Genomic DNA, 17498 nt, shown 5'->3' with positions numbered 1-17498 from the left:
TAGCTGGGCCAGCCCGAAGGTGTCGGCACGCTCGACGATCAGCGTGTTCGCGTTGGAGATGTCAAGACCGGTCTCGACGATCGTCGTGCAGACCAGCACGTCGTATTCGCGGTTCCAGAAGCCCTCGACCGTGCGCTCCAGTGTGTCTTCGTTCATCTGACCGTGCGCAACGACGACGCGAGCTTCGGGTACTAGGTTTCGCACCCGGGCGGCGGCCGCGTCGATCGAGCTGACCCGGTTGTGGATGTAAAACGCCTGACCGTCGCGCAGCAGCTCGCGGCGCAGCGCGGCGGCGATCTGCTTGTCATCGTGCGGCCCGACGTAGGTCAGCACCGGGTAGCGCTCCTCGGGCGGGGTCAAAATCGTCGACATCTCGCGGATGCCCGCCAGGCTCATCTCCAGCGTCCGAGGGATCGGGGTCGCGCTCATGGTCAGCACGTCGACGTGAGTTCGCAGCGACTTGATGTGCTCCTTGTGCTCGACGCCGAAGCGCTGCTCCTCGTCGACGACGACCAGCCCGAGGTCCTTCCACCGCACCGCGGTCTGTAGCAGTCGGTGGGTGCCGATCACGATGTCGACGCTGCCGTCGGCCATCCCGTCCAGCACCACCCGCGACTCCCTGGCGTCGGTGAACCGCGACAGCGCCTTGACGGTGACCGGGAAACCGGCCATTCGCTCGGTGAATGTCTGCAGATGCTGATCGGCCAGCAGCGTGGTCGGCACCAGCACGGCGACCTGCTTGCCGTCCTGTACGGCCTTGAACGCCGCCCGCACCGCGATCTCGGTTTTGCCGTAGCCGACGTCACCGCAGATCACCCGATCCATTGGGATCGGCTTTTCCATGTCGGCCTTGACCTCGGTGATCGCCGTCAGCTGGTCGACGGTCTCGGTGAACCCGAACGCGTCTTCCATCTCGGCCTGCCACGGCGTGTCGTCGCTGAAGGCGTAGCCGGCTGACGCTTGTCGCTTGGCGTACAGCGACACCAGCTCGCTGGCGATTTCGCGCACCGCGCGACGGGCCTTGGTCTTCGTGTTGGCCCAGTCGCTCCCGCCCAGCCGGCTCAGCGACGGCGCCTGGCCGCCGACATAGCGCGACAGCTGGTCCAGCGAATCCATCGGCACGTAGAGCCGGTCGCCCTGGCCGGCGGCAGTGCCGCGGCGGCTGGACGCGTATTCGAGCACCAGGTACTCGCGCCGGGCGCCGCCTACGGTGCGCTCAACCATTTCGACGAACCGGCCGATGCCGTGCTGGTCGTGCACGACGAGGTCACCGGCGGTCAGCGCGAGCGGGTCGACGACGTTGCGGCGCTTGGCGGCCAGCCGCTTGCCGTCGGTGGTCGTGACGCGGTTGCCGGTCAGGTCGGTCTCGGTGATCACCACGAGGTTGCTGTCGGGCAGCACCACGCCGTCGTGCAGCGGCCCCTTCAGCACCCCGACGACGCCGGGTTGCGGCTGGGCACCGGGCTCGAGCATCGACGCAGGCACATCGGCGTCGCGCAGTTGCTCCACGACGCGGTGTGCGGTGCCGGTCCCCGGTGTGACGATCGCGGCGTGGCCCTCGGTGGCGGTATGCGCGCGCAGCATGGCGAAGGTCTCGTCGATGCTGCGCTGTTGCCCGCGCGCCGCGGGCGCCGGCCGGACATTCAGTGCGATCGCGTTGGCGTCGCCGAGGGGGCTGAGCGTCCACCAGGGATGACCGCCACTCGCCGCGGCCGCGCGCACCTCGTCCAGCTCGCGGAAACCCGACCCACCGAGCGCTTCAATGTCGATCGGCGCCTTGCCGCCGGTGGCCGCCGTCGACCACGAGGCCTCCAAAAACTCGCGGCCGCTCTTGATCAGGTCGGCCGCGCGGGTGCGGATCTTCTCCGGGTCGCACACCAGCAGCGGGGTGCCGTCGGGCAGCTGCTCCGTCAGCAGCGTCAAGTCTTCGCCGCGCAACACTGGCAGCAGCGCCTCCATACCGTCGACCGGAATGCCCTCGCCGAGTTTGGCCAGCATGTCGGTGACGGTGCCGATCACGGTGTTGACGTCGCGGCGGCCGCGGCCGTCGAGCCGCTTGGCACGCTCGCGGACCTCATCGGTGAGCAGCAGCTCCCGGCACGCGACGGCGACCACGGTGTCGACGTCGATTTCCGGGATGGACCGCTGGTCGGCGACGGAGAACATCCGCATTTCGCTGATCTCGTCGCCCCAGAACTCGACGCGCACAGGGTGTTCGGCCGTCGGTGGGAAGACGTCGAGGATGCCGCCGCGGACCGCGAACTCGCCGCGCCTGCCGACCATGTCGACGCGGGTGTAGGCCAGGCCCACCAGCCGGGCGATGACGTCCTCGAACGCGACCTCCGCGCCGAGGCTCAGCGTGACCGGCTCGATGTCGGCCAGGCCGGGCGCCATCGGCTGCAGCAGCGACCGCGTCGTCGTCACCACCGCGCGCAGCGGGGGCCCAAGCCGGGCGTCGTCGGGATGCGCGAGCCGACGCAGCACCAGCAGCCGGTTACCCACGGTGTCCACGCCCGGTGACAGCCGCTCGTGTGGCAGCGTCTCCCAGGACGGGAACAGCGCAACGGCGTCGCCGAACACGCCGCGCAACTCCGTGGTCAGATCATCGGCCTCGCGTCCGGTCGCGGTCACCACCAGCAGCGGGCCACGCCGTGCGAGCGCACTGGCCACCAACGGCCGGGCACTCGGTGGCCCGGTGAGGGCGAGCTCGGCGGTCTTGCCGGCGGCGCGGATGGCGTCGAATGTCGGGTCGCGAAGCGCGAGTTCAACCAGCCCCGCGATCGGGGTTTCGACGCCAGCGGACTGCGCAGTCCCCGATGCGGTCATGATGCCGCCATTCTAGTTGTCGACTCAGACGTCACGAAAAGCGGTGTGCGACTTCTCTACTCGTCGTGCAGGACCGGATCGTCCTCGAGATGCATCAGCCCGTTCCAGCACAGGTTGACGAGATGGGCGGCGACCACTTCCTTCTTCGGCTCGCGCACGTCAAGCCACCACTGTGCGGTCATCGACACCGAGCCGACCAAGGCCTGGCCGTACAGCGGCGCCATCTCGGGGTCGAGCCCGCGGCGGGAGAAGTCGCCGGCCAGGATCGATGAGACCTGGTTGACGGCCTCGTTCAGCAGCGTGGAATAAGTGCCCGACGTGATCGCGGCCGGAGAGTCGCGAATCAGGATGCGGAACCCGTCGGTGCGTTCCTCGATATAGGTCAGCAGCGCCAGCGCAACCCGCTCGATGCGCAGCCTGGACCGGTTGTTGGTCGACTTGGTCAACGACGAGGTGATGCCGTCGAGCAATGCCGACATTTCCCGGTCCACCACCACGGCGTAGAGCCCCTCCTTGCCGCCGAAGTGCTCGTAGACCACCGGTTTGGAGACGCTCGCGCGTTGGGCGATCTCCTCGATCGAGGTGCCATCGTAGCCACGCTCGGCGAATAACGTCCTGGCGACGTCGATCAATTGGTGACGCCGCTCTGCCCCGGTCATGCGTGCGCGCGGACTGCGCACTTCTTTTTCCGGTGCCGCCACGGCTAGCCAGCCTAGTCCCGGGTCACTTCGCTCCCGCCCACCGGCCCAATCCGTTCGACTACATTGTCAGGCTGACAACAGTTCATACCGGTCCGTCGTGGTGTAATCGGCAGCACATCAGATTTTGGTTCTGAGAGTTCAGGTTCGAGTCCTGGCGACGGAGCGAGGCTTGCGGTGACAACACACACTGATTCGGCGGTCCTGGTGCTGGCCGCCGGGGCCGGCACCCGCATGCGGTCCGACACCCCGAAGGTGCTGCACGAGCTGGCCGGGCGCAGCATGTTGGCTCATGTATTGCATTCCGTGGCCAAGGTCGCGCCGCAGCATTTGGTGGTGGTGGTGGGCCACGACCGCGATCGCATCGTGCCCGCGGTCGCCGAACTGGCCGATCAGCTGGGCCGCAAGATCCAGATCGCCGTACAGCAAAATCAGCTGGGCACCGGTCACGCGGTCGGCTGCGGTCTTGGCGCGCTGCCCGCCGACTTTGCCGGCGTCGTGGTGGTGACCTCGGCCGACATCCCGCTGCTGGACGCCGACACGCTGGCCGACCTCATCCAGACGCACAGCGCCACGCCGGCTGCGGTCACCGTGCTGACCACGACGCTGCCCGATCCGACCGGATACGGCCGGATCTTGCGCACTCAGGATCGCGAAGTGATCGGTATCGTCGAGCAACCCGACGCCACCGCGTCGCAGCTGACCATCCGCGAGGTCAACGCCGGTATCTACGCGTTCGACATCGCGGTGCTGCGGTCGGCGTTGAGCCGGCTGCGCGCTGACAACGCGCAGCACGAGCTGTATCTGACCGACGTGGTCTCGATCGTCCGCCAGGACGGCAGGACCGTGCACGCCAAGCACGTCGACGACAGCACTCTGGTGGCGGGTGTGAACGACCGCGTGCAGCTGGCCGAGCTCGGCGCCGAGCTGAACCGGCGCATCGTCGCCGCCCATCAGCGGGCGGGTGTGACGGTCGTTGATCCGGCCACCAGTTGGATCGACGTGGATGTAACGATCGGGCGGGACACCGTGATCCAGCCGGGCACCCAGTTGCTCGGCGCCACCCGGGTCGGCGGGCGCTGCGTGATCGGGCCCGACACCACGCTCGACGACGTGACCGTTGGGGAATCGGCCTCGGTGGTGCGCACCCATGGCACGTCCTCGTCGATTGGCGACGGCGCGCTCGTCGGGCCGTTCGCTTACCTGCGGCCGGGCACGGTGCTCGGCGCCGCCGGCAAGCTCGGCGCGTTCGTCGAGACCAAGAACAGCAACATCGGCGCGGGCACCAAGGTGCCGCATCTGACCTACGTCGGCGACGCCGACATAGGCGAGCACAGCAATATCGGCGCATCCAGTGTGTTCGTCAACTACGACGGCGAATCCAAGCGGCGCACCACGGTCGGCTCGCACGTGCGCACGGGCTCGGACACGATGTTCGTCGCGCCGGTCACCATCGGCGACGGCGCCTACACGGGCGCCGGTACGGTGGTGCGCGAGGACGTGCCGCCCGGCGCGCTGGCCATCTCGGCCGGCGCGCAGCGCAACATCGAGGACTGGGTGGTGACAAAACGTCCGGGCTCCGCCGCCGCCGAGGCTGCCCGCAAGGCAAAAGCCGCCAGGGAAAACGCCAAGCAAAAGGAGCCTCCCGAAGGCGGGGATACGCCGTGATTTGGTTGCCCGGTGTTGGTTTACCGGCAACCCGGCAGCCCGCTCCATGGCACGCTACGTACCATTAGGCCGACATCTCATTCCAACCGGCGAGGGCAGCGTGAGCACCGAGTGGACCGATAACCGCAAGAATCTGATGCTCTTCGCCGGCCGCGCGCACCCTGAGCTGGCCGAGCAGGTCGCCAAGGAGCTGGACGTCGCCGTTACCGCCCAGACGGCCCGCGACTTCGCCAACGGCGAGATCTTCGTCCGGTTCGAGGAGTCGGTGCGTGGCAGCGACGCGTTCGTGCTGCAGTCCCATCCCTGGCCGCTGAACCAGTGGCTGATGGAGCAGTTGCTGATGCTAGATGCGCTCAAGCGGGGCAGCGCCAAGCGGATCACTGCGATCCTGCCGTTCTATCCGTACGCGCGTCAGGACAAGAAGCACCGTGGCCGCGAACCGATTTCGGCGCGGCTCGTCGCCGACCTGCTGAAGACCGCGGGCGCCGACCGGATCGTCACAGTCGATCTGCACACCGATCAGATCCAGGGTTTCTTCGACGGCCCGGTCGACCACATGCGTGCGCAGAACCTGTTGACGAGTTACATCAGGGACCACTACCTGACCGACGACATGGTCGTGGTGTCCCCCGACTCCGGCCGGGTGCGCATCGCCGAGAAGTGGGCCGATGCGCTGGGCGGCGTGCCGCTGGCGTTCATCCACAAGACGCGCGATCCGCGGATCCCCAACCAGGTGGTGTCCAATCGCGTTGTCGGTGACGTCGCCGACCGCACCTGCGTGCTGATCGACGACATGATCGACACCGGCGGCACGATCGCCGGGGCGGTGAAGCTGCTGCACGACGCCGGCGCCGCTGACGTGATCATCGCCGCCACTCATGGCGTGTTGTCGCATCCGGCGCCCGAGCGGCTGGCGGCCAGCGGTGCAAGAGAAGTCATCGTCACGAACACGCTGCCGATCGGCGACGACAAACGCTTCCCACAACTGACCGTGCTGTCGATTGCCCCGCTGCTGGCCAGTACCATCCGCGCGGTATTCGAAAACGGCTCAGTGACAGGGCTTTTCGACGGGGAAGCGTAGTGGTTGAGTCGTCATCCTCGGTCATATATCACAATCCACGCTGCTCGACCTCTCGTAAGACGCTGCAGTTATTGCGCGACAACGGCATTGAGCCAACGGTCGTGGAGTACCTGAAGACACCCCCGACGCGGGGACAGTTGGCTGATATGATCATCGATGCGGGTATCCAGGTGCGCGCAGCGGTGCGCGCGCGCGAGCCCGCCTATGCCGAGCTTGACCTTGCCGACGCCAGTGACGACGAACTGCTCGACGCGATGGCCGAGAACCCGATCCTGATCGAGCGGCCGTTCGTTGTTACGCCCAAAGGCACTCGGCTGGCCCGCCCCATCGACGTCGTCCGAGAGATCCTGTGACGCTGTATCGCTGCATGATCCTGCTGGCGGTGTTGTTCGTGGCCGCTGCCTGTGGCACGAAACCGCCCGATTACCAAGCCATCTGGTCGAAGTCGCCCACCGCTGCGCCGAACACCGGGACCGCGAAGCCGGTTCCGATCTCGAAGTACCTGGAGGACCAGGGCGTCAACGGTGAGCCGATGACCCCCAGAACGCTGACCGACCTCAACGTGTCGATGCCGCGGCCACCGGGCTGGACGATCGTCGACGATCCGAATCAGCAGACGACCTACCAGGTTCTTCGTAAGACGGATGTGGCGTCCTATCCGCCCACCGCGACGCTGATGGTGTTCAAGCTGACGGGCAAATTCGACCCAGCCGAGGCGATCAAGCACGGCTACGCCGATGCCCAACTATCCGACGGCTTTCACCAACTGAGCGCGTCGATGAACAACTTCAAGGGATTCCCGTCGGCGATGATCGAGGGCAGCTACAACGTCGGCGATCAACGGCTGCACACCTACAACCGCATCGTCATCGCCACCGGCGCGCCGCCCGCGAATCAGAATTACCTGGTCCAGTTCTCGGTCACCACCGCCGCCAACGAAGCCCAGCCGCAGTCCAACGACATCGAGCAGATCATCGGCGGCTTCACCGTCGCTTCCAAGTAGTCACATGCGGTAGTCGCACGCAGTAATCTCCCGCGCCCGCGGTTGATCAAGCCCGTTAGGGTAAGCGCCATGACTTCGTGGACCGCCGCGGATTTGCCATCGTTTTCCGGACGCTCCGTCGTCATCACCGGCGCCAACAGCGGATTGGGCCGCGTCACCGCCAGGGAGCTGGCCCGCGTCGGCGCGCACGTCGTGCTTGCGGTCCGCGACACCGGCAAGGGTGAAGCCGCCGCGGCTGACATGCCGGGCGACGTCGAGGTACGTCGGCTCGACCTGCAGAACCTGTCGTCGGTGTGCGAGTTCGCCGACGGCACGAGTGCTGTCGACGTCCTTGTTAACAATGCCGGCATCATGGCCCCGCCGTACGCGGTCACCGTGGACGGCTTCGAAAGCCAAATCGGCACGAACCATCTCGGCCATTTCGCGCTGACCAATCTGTTGCTGCCCAAGCTTTCCGACCGGGTGGTGACGGTGTCGTCGATTTTTCATCAGCTCTGCCGTGTCGATCTCGATGACCTGAACTGGGAGCGGCGCCGCTACCGGCCGTGGCTGGCCTACGGCCAGTCCAAGCTGGCCAACCTGCTCTTCACCAGCGAGCTGCAACGCCGACTCGACCAGGCCGGATCGTCGTTGCGGGCGCTGGCCGCACACCCCGGATACTCACACACGAATCTGCATGGCCAATCCGGCAGTCGCGTGAATGATGCGTTCATGGCGCTCGGCAGTCGGTTGGTGGCCACCGATGCGGACTTCGGGGCTAGGCAGACACTCTTCGCAGTGTCACAGAACCTGCCCGGCAACACGTACATCGGTCCGCGGTTCGGCATGTGGGGATCCAGCCGGCCGGCCGGCCGCAGCCGACGGGCGAAAAGGGCCGACACCGCCGCGGCGTTGTGGGAGCTGTCCGAGCGGCTCACCGACACCAAATTTCCGCTCTGAAGTGCCTATGCGCTAACCTGGCCGAGCGTCACGGCGAGGGTGGTAGCCGCCACCGTTATCGACGGGACAGACTTCTGGCGGTTGTCTGCTCTTGCCGTGCCTTGATCACCAACGGCATTGGAGGAGCGACATGGCAACATCTGCCAATCGAATCAGCGTCGCAGTGCGCACCGAAACCGGCAAGGGCGCGTCCCGCCGTGCCCGTCGCGAGGGCAAGATCCCCGCGGTCCTTTACGGCCACGGCGCCGATCCGCAGCACCTCAACCTGCCCGCCCACGATTTCGCGGCGGTGCTGCGCCACTCCGGCGCCAACGCGGTGCTCACGCTCGACATCGACGGCAAGGAAGCGCTCGCGCTCACCAAGGCTCTCGACATCCACCCGATCCGCCGCAACATCCAGCACGCCGACCTGCTGATCGTGCGCCGCGGCGAGAAGGTAAACGTGGAGGTGTCGATCTCCGTCGAGGGCGAGGCCGCGCCGGGAACGCTGGTCACCCAGGACACCAACACCATCGAAATCGAGGCCGAGGCGCTGTCGATCCCCGAGCAGCTGACGGTTTCGGTCGAGGGCGCCGAGGAGGGCACGCAGATCCTCGCCGGCCAGGTCGAGCTGCCGTCGGGTGTCACGCTGATCTCCGATCCGGACATGCTGGTGGTCAACGTCGTCACCTCCCCGACCGGTGAGGAGCTCGAGGAAGAGGGCGCCGGCGAGGCCGAAGAGGGCGAGGGGGCAGCCGAGGAGGCCGAGGCGCCCGCGGAGGGCGAGGCCGCCGAATCCGGCTCCGAATAGGCCGTGGCCGAACCGCTGTTGGTTGTCGGCCTGGGCAATCCGGGCCCGCGCTATGCCACTACCCGACATAACATCGGCTACGTGGTGGCCGACCTACTGGCCGAACGCATCGGCTCGGGCTTCAAGGTGCACAAAAAGTCGGGCACCGACGTGGCCACCGGCCGGCTGGCCGGCCATCCCGTCGTGCTCGGCAAACCACGCAGCTACATGAACGAGTCTGGACGCCAGGTCGCGTCACTGGCCAAGTTCTACTCCGTGCCGCCGGCGGAACTGATCGTCATTCACGACGAGCTCGACATCGACTTCGGCAAAATTCGGTTGAAGCAGGGCGGCGGCGAAGCCGGCCACAACGGGGTGCGATCGGTGAGTACGGCGTTGGCGAGCAAGGATTATCTGCGGGTGCGCATCGGCATCGGTCGTCCGCCGGGCCGCAAGGATCCCGCGGCGTTCGTGCTGGAGAACTTCACCGCCGCCGAGCGGCCCGAGGTGCCAGTGGTCTGCGAGCAGGCCGCCGACGCCACCGAGCTGCTGATCAAGTTAGGCCTCGAGGCTGCGCAAAACCAAGTACACGCCTGGTAGGACCGGCAACACCGTAAAGATCCGGCGCCTGAGCGTATGGATCGCGTTCAGATTTCAGACATCGTTGCGCAATCGGCGTAAACCCGGACCCATGGGAAAGGTTCAAACGCCTCCCGCTCGCCCCGCGGCCAGGTGGTGGTCCCGGCTGCTCGACGGCCAGCGCAGGTGGGGATCGATCGATATCTGGCCGGGTCGGTACGGCTTTCGCAAGTATCGGTTGGTCGTCTATCCGCCGGGCATCACGCCGGCCGAGCGGCGGCTGATTCGGCTTTGGCGGGGCTGGCCGATGTGGGGCGCGCTCGTCTGGCTGATGTCCGAAATTTGTCTGGCGAACAAGGTGTCCGTCGGTGTGGCGATGGTGATTTCCACGGCGGCATACGTTGCGGCCGGTGCCTTCGCATTCGCTTTGGCGGGTGAGGCTCGTGCGCGCGTCCGTTCGATGTCGGTGGTCTTGATCGACGGCGACGACGACGCGAACTCTGCCGCACTTTATGCGGAATGGCACAAACTGGCCGGCGCTCTGACCGAAGCCGACCGCCTGGTCGTTTCCGGTGCGGTGTCACCCGTTCAGCACGAAGCCATCTGGTGGCGGGCATATGACGAGCTTGGAGGAACGGTACGTGGCTGAACTGTTCAACGTCCTGGCCGTGATCGCGATATCGGTGGCGGTGGCAGCGGTCAGGGTCTACTTCCTCAACCAGCGTGACGCACGCGTTAGCCGTCGACGGTCAGCGCCCGCTGACCCCGCTGTCGACAACCTTGACCTGCTTGTGCGGATACCGTCGCTCGGCATGCGCCTTGGCTCGCGAATTCGGTAGCACATAAAGGGTTTCGCGCTTCTCCTGCAACGGACGCAGCACCGTGTCCATGAATGATTTGCGGTCATCGAGGTACGGCTCGATGACCTCCTCGCCGGCCGGGCACACCGCCAGGCAGTAGGCCGCCTTGTAGTTCGCCTTGAACGACAGACTCTGCCACATCGACGCGTTCTCCGAATCGCTGATCCTGGAACGGAATTCGGTGGCGTCAGCGCTATCGGCGATGGTTTGCGCCCAGTCGGTGAAGCCGCCCATGAACTCGCGGTAGTTGTGCACCGAACAGGAGAGGAAGTCGAAGCTGCCGTCCTTACCGATCGCCCCGACCGGGCACGCCGCGACGCACAGCTTGCACTCCAGGCACGGCGTGTAGTCCAGCGGCTCCCCGTAACTGCTTACCGGTGCGTCGACCAAGACCGTGGCCAACAGGATGAAGTTGCCGAACTTCGGGTGAATCACGTTGCGGTGAATGCCCATGACGCCCATGCCCGCTGCGACCGCCACCGGCTTGTGGGCAACCACCCAGATGCGACCGGGGAACTTTTCCATCTCCATCGGGAACGACATCGACGGGTTCAGCGCGCGATACCCCGCGTCTTGTAGCTGACGCACGATTCGGTGCGCGGCCTCGTTTGCGATCTCGCCGCTGCGGTGGAATTCCTGATTGGCCACACTGCGCGCCGTCGAGCGGACGTTGTCACGGTTCATCCGCACGACCAACGAAAGCAAACTCTTCGTGCCCGGCAGCGCCGCCTCCACATGCGCGTGTTCGGAGCTGAGATCGGGGTGGTGCACGCTGACGAACCCGACGTCGTCGGCTCCGGCGTCGAGGCACATCCGTCGCAGCCAATCGGCATCGATCACCGCTGGCTTGACCCGATTGGTGCGGGACCGCACCGCGCGCACCGTTGGATGCTGCGCCAGCTTCTTCGGAAGTTGCTCGGCCACGACGCCAGCATTCCACTATCAGTTGCATTATGCAACTATCAGGCCCGCGCCCGATAGTCGCCGATCTGCCTTAACCGGCAGCGGTCGAAATCTAGCGGCCAACCCGCATGTCGAGGACTACGACGCGCTCCATCGCCGCCAGACCTGGTAGCGGACCAGCCACGGCCCAGAGTAGTTAATTGGTTGCTATGCGTTGGGCTTGGCCAACGTTGGCGCTACCATGTGTCCGGGAGTGTGACGGGTAGCCGCTCGGTCAGCGTCGGTGCTGACGCGACCGCTTGGGGGCCTCAAGGCTGTGGTTGATGCCAACCACGGCGCGGTTCAGAAATTACCAATCGGCGATGCGGGCGTCGCAAGGGGAAGGGGCTCATCCTGTCTCGTTCCAAGCGCAAGTCAGGCGGCTCACTGACATTTGCCAAACAGTTGACGCCTCCGCCGACCTATGTTTGCCACACCTGCCACCAGGGGCGGGTATTATTTGGGCGCTACCCAGCGGTAGGAGGGCGTGTTGGGCCCTGTTGATGAACGCGATACGTCGATCGATGAGCTGCTTGATCGGGCGGTGCGGGCCAGCAACCGTGGTGACCGAGCGGCCGCGACGGCCCTTGCCGGTCAAGTCTTGGCGGTTGATGATGGTAATGCCGACGCGGAGGACCTGCTTGCCGCACCTCGGGATAGTGGCGAAATTCGGCGCCTGACGATCCTGTTCGCCGACCTTGTCGATTCGACCGCGCTGTCCAGACAGGTCGAGCCGGAGACATATCGCATGGTCGTCGGGAATTACCGCGAGCAGGTGCTGCGGGTAGTGGAGCGCTACGAGGGGCACGTCGGCTCCACAAAGGGCGATGGCTTGCTGGCAGTATTTGGCCACCCGAGGGCGCACGACAACGATGTCTGTCGTGCGGTGGCTGCCGGACTGGAGATCACACGTGAAGTGGCCAGATTGAGCGATCAGGCCCAGCGCCGATTCGGGGTGCAGATCACAGTGCGAGTGGGGGTGCACCGCGGGCTGGTCTATCTGGATACGTCTGAGGATGACGTGTACGGCTTGGCGGCCAATTTGGCGGCGCGGGTCGCCGGTTTGGCGCCGCCGGGAACTGTTGTGGTTTCGGATGCGGTTGCGTCGCTGGTCCAGGATGCTTTCGACTTGGCGCCCCAGCCACCCGCACCGGTGAAGGGTGTAGACGGGCTGGTTTCTCATCACCGGGTGCTCAACGAGCGGATCGAGGCGCCTCGTGTCGGAAACGGTGAACGCAGCCCGCTTGTGGGTCGTCGGCGCGAACAAGCGCGGCTGGAGAAGAGTTGGGCGCGCGCACAGGCCGGCACGTTGAAGACGCCAGGGGTGGTTTTTCGTGGTGAGCCCGGGATTGGGAAGAGCCGGCTGGCGTCGGCGGCTACCGAGTTGGTTGCGTGCTCGGGGGCGGTGGTGCTGGAGTTGGTCGGCTCACCTTTTCACACCGATGCCGGGTTGCACCCGGTCCGCACGCTGCTCGAGCGCCGCTGCGGCATCGGCCGTCGAACCGTTCCGGCCGAGCGTTTGGGACTCCTGGAGGCCGAGGTGCGCTCGCGTTCGCTCGATCCGGTCACCACGGTCCCGTTGTTGGCACCGGTGCTGGGGATTGACGCGGTGCACGGCTATACGCCGGCGCCCGCCGAGGGCCGCAAGCTCTATGAGCTGATCGCGCAGGCGGTGCAGGATTATCTGCTGGCCTGTGTGGGCGACGGTGCGGGCCTGGTGGTCGCTGATGATCTGCAGTGGTTCGACCCGTCGACCCTGGAGGTCATCGGTTCGCTACTGGCGTCGGCATCGGGTCGGCTGTTGGTGGTGATGGCCGGGAGACCCGGCAGCTGGCTGCATCCCGACTGGCCGGTCAAGGAATTTGACCTGCCTCCGCTGACCGAAGAAGAAAGCGATGAATTGATCACGGCCCTCGATCCCACGTTGGGGGCAGATGACCGGGCGGTCGTGCGAGACCGTTGCGATGGAGTGCCGTTCTACATCGAACAGGTCGTCGGCGGACTCACCGAGACCGGAGTGCCCGAAGCGCTCTATGAGCCATTGTTTGCCAGACTGCGTGCCAGCGCCTATGTGGTGCCGGTGGCAGAGGCGGCGGGCGTGATCGGTCGCCACATCGATCGCAGCCTTTTGGCGGCGGTGTGCGGGCTCACTGAGAACGACCTCGACGATGTGCTCGATCACCTCGAGGCAGCCAAAGTCCTCGAACCGTGGGGAACCGACGGTTGGCGGTTTCGCCACGAATTGTTGCGCGAGCTGGCCTATGAGTTGGCGCCACCGAGCGTCCGCCGAGCGCTGCACGCCCAAGTTGCCGACGCCCTCGTGCATGGCGTGGGCGGCGAGCCGGACTGGCGGCTGGTCGCCGGCCACTATGAGCAGGCCGCGCGATTGGACGAGGCGACCTCGGCCTACCAGCAGGCATCCGCGGCGGCGCGGCGCCGCGGCGCCCTGGCCGAGGCCCGCACCTATCTGAGCCTTGCCATCACACAACTCGACCGCACCAAGCCCGGCCCCGACCGTGACCGGCGTGAGATCGCGGCCCGGTTGGAAAGGGGTTTCCTCACCGGAGCGGCCGAGGGCCACTCCAGCCAAGCCGCGGTTGCCGACTTTGAACGGTGTCTACAGCTCGCGGGGACGAACCTGCATGGCGACGAGCTGGTGGCGACGTTGGCTGCCTTGATGGGCTACTACGAAGTGCGCGGTGACCTGCGCCGGGCAGTGCACGTTGGCGAGTTGCTAAGTACGCGCGTCGGGGAGGACCGGCAGTGGTTCCGCCCCGCGATCGAAGCGTTGTTCGGGGTGGTGGCGTTGCTACTCGGCGAGTTTGCTGCTGCACGTCGCCACTGCGAGCAGGCCACGGCCGGCCAGAACACCGCAGACCAGATCGACGCGGTATGGTTCCTGCCGAACGAACCGATCGCCTCGGCATACATCAACCTGGCCTTGGCGGATTTCGTCCGCGGCGACCTCGCCGGGGCTGAGGCCGCACTGGCCGACGCACAACGCCGGGTTGACCAGTACGGCTTCCCCAAGGGTCCGTATACCCTCGCGTACGCACGGTTTGTCGAGATCTGGATCCAAATTGAATGCGGCCAGCTCGACCGCGCGGCACTATCGGTCGACGAGCTGCTCGACCGATCCGAGCGCTACGGCTTCGACCAATGGCGGTTGGTTGGCGCGACCGAGCAGGGTATTGTGCACGCGCTGGCCTCACTACCGACCGATGGCGGTGAGCCGACCGGGCTCGCGGACCACATCGCGACCATCACCAGCTTGCTCGACTTAATGCGTGCGTTAGGGCTGAGCATCTATCTCACGTTCGTCGACGCCTTCGTCGCGCGGTTGCTGATCGGCGCAGGCCAACCCGAGCGGGCCCGCGCTCGCCTGGACGTTGCACTGACGCTGGCCGCGGACAGCAGGATGCACTTTTACGATGCCGAACTGCTGCGGCTGCGGGCCCAAACCCACCCCGACTCCGAGCGCCGCCAACGCGACATCGGCGCGGCGCTCGAGATCGCCCGCCGCCAAGGCGCCACGCTGTTCGAACTGCGCGCCGCACTCGACGATTACCACTTCCGTGGCCAGCCCGCTCGACACGCTCTGGCCGACGTGGCACGGCGTCTTCCCCGCGACAGTGCGTGCCCGGATATTGTTCGAGCTCAAGCAATTCTGGATCACGCCAAGCCGAAGTCCGGGTAGCGCCCCCACCCGACATCGCGGGCCGGCTACCCGAGATGACGTGCTGCCGCGCGCAGGCCTTGTGTGACCACCCCGGTCAGCTCCAGCGCCCTCGCCTCGGTCACCCGAAGGTATGGCGTGAAGGGCCGCTCCAACTGCCAGCGCAGCCGGTCCAATTCGCGCAGCGGAGCAAGCACGGCGGGCTCTCGCAGCTTCCACACCCGGCAGCGCGACGCGGACGAATGGGTTGCGTCGAGGATGCCGTTGACGGCGCGGCGCGCGGCCTCATTGGCGCCCTCCATGGTCGCCAAGTCGGTGTAGGTTCTCACGAAGTCCGCGGCGAGAAAGAAATTGGGAATCTTCGTTATCGCTTCGGGACGGTCGTCCCATGAGCCGGCGGTGTTGATCAGCAGCGGTTCGAGGTTCACGTGCTTGCTGGGGTTCGGAATTTGTATCGCCGGATCGACGAAACACCTGAGCACGTTTGCCTGCTGAAGCGATCCGTCGTCGATGTGGTCGACCATCTGTCGCCACACCTCGTCGCAGATCTGTTTATCGGTGCACTCTTTGGCCATCAGGCCGGTGTGCTTGCTGGGCCGTTCCCACTCCGAGACATCCACCGACAAGACCCCGTCAACTTGTCCGTCACCGAAATCTTCGAGGTCAACGTTGGGCCAGAACTGCGCCTGCGAGATCGCGGTCAGTGCCCATTCGGAGTCGATGAATATCGTGTGGCCGCGCTGCAGCGCGACATCCTTATCGAGGTAGAACATGACGCCGTTCATCCATCGCGTCCGCAGCTTGTTCAGCTTGGCCAACCGCGGCTCGGCCTCAACTAGCTCCGCGTTCACCAGCGGCTGTAGCTGCTCCACTGGCAGCGCCGCCACATAGTGATCGGCGACAACCGTCTCCGATCCATCCGGTCCCTCAACGGTGACGCCGCTGATAAGCCCGCCGTCGCAATGTATTTGGGTGACCTTGCAGTTGTTGCGCAGGCTGACGCCGCGGACGCTTTGCAGGTATACACGCCACGGATCTATCCACACATCGCTGGTCGGGCCGTCCAGCACGCGGTCAACGCTGCCGCCGGCGCGCATCATGTCGAAGAGCAGCTGGCAGAGAATCAGGCCGCCGGTGCGTGCCGACATCTCTTTTGCCTGCGCGGCGACCAGGGTGCGGGTCAGCCCATCGGCGAGGAACTTTTGGAAGTTGTCGGACAACTTATCCGCAGAGGTGTAGTCCCACCAGCTTTTTAACTCCCACTCGTTCAGTCGGCGTTCATCGCATGAGGTGAGTAGCGTTAAGAGTCGCCCCATGAACCAGGCCAGCTCCCACGGCGGGATCCTGACGCTGTGGGCGAAGTCCCACGTAACCTGCACAAAGACCGCCAGGTCGTTGATCGATGACGGCCATCGTGCGGGAAGGATCAGCTCGTTTCGTCCGTCGGCCTGCGCCAACAGGATTCGCGTGGCATCCACGAGATGGCCGGCGACGACTTTCCCACCAGCGCACGGAATCCGTTCCATGGTGTCGATCACATGACGATAAAAGCCGGGAAAGAAACGGAAACCATGTTCGGCCGGCAGGTCCGGTCTGCCGCCCGTCCCGGAGTCGGGCACCGGCATCGACCGAGCCTTGCCACCGAACCGGTCGCGCCATTCGTACACGGTTACGTCGAACCCACGCTCGCTGAGTTCGTGCGCGGCGCTTAACCCGCCGACTCCACCGCCCAAAATCGCCACCGACGTCACCAGCTGAAGATAACGGGCGATCGCATACGACGCTACGTCTTCACCACACCAACACAATCCACCGCCGCGTCCGAGGGTCTTCAGATTGGGTCTGCCGCTGCCGGCGGCGCTCACGCCGGGCTTGTCTCAAGCCTGGTCCGTGGATGGCTCCGGCTCATCTTGTACCGACGGTCGGGCGATCACCGCGATTGTGCCGGACCAGTAGTCACCGACGTACAGTCGCTCATCGTCGGGGCTAGCCGCCATCGCTTCGGGATTGCCTCCCACCGCCAGCGTGGTCGCCACCGAGCCGGTGACGGTGTCCACAACAGTGACTGCGTGATCACCGATATTCGTGATGTAGGCGCGCTTGCCGTCAGGGCTGAACAGCACGCCCCGGGGCAACTCACCGGTGCTGATGCGGGTTTTCTCCAGCGTTACCGTGTCAATGACGGTCAGCGAACTGAGGTGGGGCATATACGCATGGGTGCTATCGGGGCTGAACGTCACACTGAGCGGCACCTCATCAAGGCACACCTCGACGGCCCTGTGTGTTGACAGCTCAATCGTGGTGATGCCCGCGATGTCATCGTGCGTTAGGTACAAACGGGCACCATCCGGACTAACGGTAACGGTGACAGGGTCGGCGGCCACGGCGATGGTGTCGCTTACCGCGTACGCGTCGGTGTCGATGACGTCGAGCCGGCCCGCTGCATGTTGGTAGTAC

Annotated in this window: 14 protein-coding genes, 1 tRNA gene and 1 pseudogene; 11 read left to right on the top strand and 5 right to left on the bottom strand. The window is 65.7% G+C overall.

Annotated features, from left to right (window positions below; translation table 11 throughout):
* Together mfd and VE759_RS17810 are read right to left on the bottom strand one after the other, a co-directional pair.
* On the bottom strand, window positions 1-2826 hold a 2826-nt coding region (gene mfd / locus VE759_RS17815; protein WP_324934864.1), incomplete at its 3' end, for a transcription-repair coupling factor.
* 56 nt (window positions 2827-2882) lie between these two features.
* On the bottom strand, window positions 2883-3485 hold the full coding sequence (locus VE759_RS17810) for a TetR/AcrR family transcriptional regulator (RefSeq protein WP_324934866.1): 603 nt from the start codon (window positions 3483-3485) through the stop codon (window positions 2883-2885).
* A 133-nt stretch (window positions 3486-3618) separates the two neighbouring features.
* Here VE759_RS17810 and VE759_RS17805 point away from each other — a divergent pair.
* From VE759_RS17805 to VE759_RS17765, 9 genes are all read left to right on the top strand, one after another.
* Window positions 3619-3690, top strand: a tRNA-Gln gene (locus tag VE759_RS17805).
* An 11-nt stretch (window positions 3691-3701) separates the two neighbouring features.
* Complete coding sequence (gene glmU, locus VE759_RS17800; RefSeq protein WP_324934862.1) at window positions 3702-5192, top strand: bifunctional UDP-N-acetylglucosamine diphosphorylase/glucosamine-1-phosphate N-acetyltransferase GlmU; 1491 nt, start codon at window positions 3702-3704, stop codon at window positions 5190-5192.
* Between the two features lie 100 nt (window positions 5193-5292).
* Window positions 5293-6273 (top strand): ribose-phosphate diphosphokinase, encoded by a 981-nt coding sequence (locus VE759_RS17795; RefSeq protein ID WP_324934860.1) that lies wholly within the window; start codon window positions 5293-5295, stop codon window positions 6271-6273.
* Window positions 6273-6626, top strand: a complete 354-nt coding sequence (arsC, locus tag VE759_RS17790; RefSeq protein WP_324934858.1) for an arsenate reductase (glutaredoxin) — start codon at window positions 6273-6275, stop codon at window positions 6624-6626. The genes VE759_RS17795 and arsC overlap by 1 nt, the downstream gene beginning before the upstream one ends.
* A gap of 14 nt (window positions 6627-6640) precedes the next feature.
* Window positions 6641-7276: an LpqN/LpqT family lipoprotein gene (locus tag VE759_RS17785; RefSeq protein ID WP_324934856.1), complete on the top strand. Its 636-nt coding sequence runs from the start codon at window positions 6641-6643 to the stop codon at window positions 7274-7276.
* Between the two features lie 69 nt (window positions 7277-7345).
* Window positions 7346-8215 carry an oxidoreductase gene (locus tag VE759_RS17780; protein ID WP_324934854.1) on the top strand — a complete coding sequence of 290 codons (870 nt, stop codon included), beginning with the start codon at window positions 7346-7348 and terminating at the stop codon, window positions 8213-8215.
* A gap of 130 nt (window positions 8216-8345) precedes the next feature.
* The gene (locus VE759_RS17775) at window positions 8346-9005 is read left to right on the top strand and encodes a 50S ribosomal protein L25/general stress protein Ctc (protein ID WP_324934852.1); all 660 of its coding nucleotides are present in this window, start codon (window positions 8346-8348) and stop codon (window positions 9003-9005) included.
* A 3-nt stretch (window positions 9006-9008) separates the two neighbouring features.
* The gene (gene pth / locus VE759_RS17770) at window positions 9009-9584 is read left to right on the top strand and encodes an aminoacyl-tRNA hydrolase (RefSeq protein ID WP_324934850.1); all 576 of its coding nucleotides are present in this window, start codon (window positions 9009-9011) and stop codon (window positions 9582-9584) included.
* A 91-nt stretch (window positions 9585-9675) separates the two neighbouring features.
* Window positions 9676-10212, top strand: coding sequence for a DUF6611 family protein (locus VE759_RS17765; RefSeq protein ID WP_324934848.1), 537 nt, complete (start codon window positions 9676-9678; stop codon window positions 10210-10212).
* A 100-nt stretch (window positions 10213-10312) separates the two neighbouring features.
* Here VE759_RS17765 and VE759_RS17760 read toward each other — a convergent pair whose 3' ends face one another.
* Window positions 10313-11347 carry a (4Fe-4S)-binding protein gene (locus tag VE759_RS17760; RefSeq protein ID WP_324934845.1) on the bottom strand — a complete coding sequence of 345 codons (1035 nt, stop codon included), beginning with the start codon at window positions 11345-11347 and terminating at the stop codon, window positions 10313-10315.
* A 505-nt stretch (window positions 11348-11852) separates the two neighbouring features.
* Here VE759_RS17760 and VE759_RS22950 point away from each other — a divergent pair.
* Both VE759_RS22950 and VE759_RS17755 read left to right on the top strand, forming a co-directional pair.
* A pseudogene (locus tag VE759_RS22950) lies at window positions 11853-12521 on the top strand (adenylate/guanylate cyclase domain-containing protein); the annotation flags it as partial.
* Entirely contained in the window at window positions 12519-15062 is a 2544-nt protein-coding gene (locus VE759_RS17755) for an ATP-binding protein (protein WP_414687947.1), read from the top strand. The pseudogene VE759_RS22950 and the gene VE759_RS17755, both read left to right, overlap by 3 nt.
* A gap of 26 nt (window positions 15063-15088) precedes the next feature.
* Here VE759_RS17755 and VE759_RS17750 read toward each other — a convergent pair whose 3' ends face one another.
* Entirely contained in the window at window positions 15089-16792 is a 1704-nt protein-coding gene (locus tag VE759_RS17750) for a hydroxysqualene dehydroxylase (RefSeq protein WP_324934841.1), read from the bottom strand.
* A gap of 126 nt (window positions 16793-16918) precedes the next feature.
* A partial coding sequence (locus VE759_RS17745) for a YncE family protein (RefSeq protein WP_324934839.1) occupies window positions 16919-17498 on the bottom strand: 580 nt, incomplete at its 5' end.

It is taken from the genome of Mycobacterium sp., from assembly GCF_035640695.1.
Classification (GTDB): Bacteria; Actinomycetota; Actinomycetes; order Mycobacteriales; family Mycobacteriaceae; genus Mycobacterium.
The sequence above is the reverse complement of the archived record's forward strand: the minus strand, read 5'-3'. Positions and strand labels throughout refer to the sequence as shown.

What these genes read in the sequence shown, in the direction of transcription:
- VE759_RS17775 (WP_324934852.1), top strand. Translation starts at nt 8,346, where the DNA reads ATGGCAACATCTGCCAATCGAATCAGCGTCGCAGTGCGCACCGAAACC.
- VE759_RS17785 (WP_324934856.1), top strand. Translation starts at nt 6,641, where the DNA reads ATGATCCTGCTGGCGGTGTTGTTCGTGGCCGCTGCCTGTGGCACGAAA.
- VE759_RS17765 (WP_324934848.1), top strand. Translation starts at nt 9,676, where the DNA reads ATGGGAAAGGTTCAAACGCCTCCCGCTCGCCCCGCGGCCAGGTGGTGG.
- VE759_RS17810 (WP_324934866.1), bottom strand. Translation starts at nt 3,485, where the DNA reads ATGACCGGGGCAGAGCGGCGTCACCAATTGATCGACGTCGCCAGGACG.
- VE759_RS17780 (WP_324934854.1), top strand. Translation starts at nt 7,346, where the DNA reads ATGACTTCGTGGACCGCCGCGGATTTGCCATCGTTTTCCGGACGCTCC.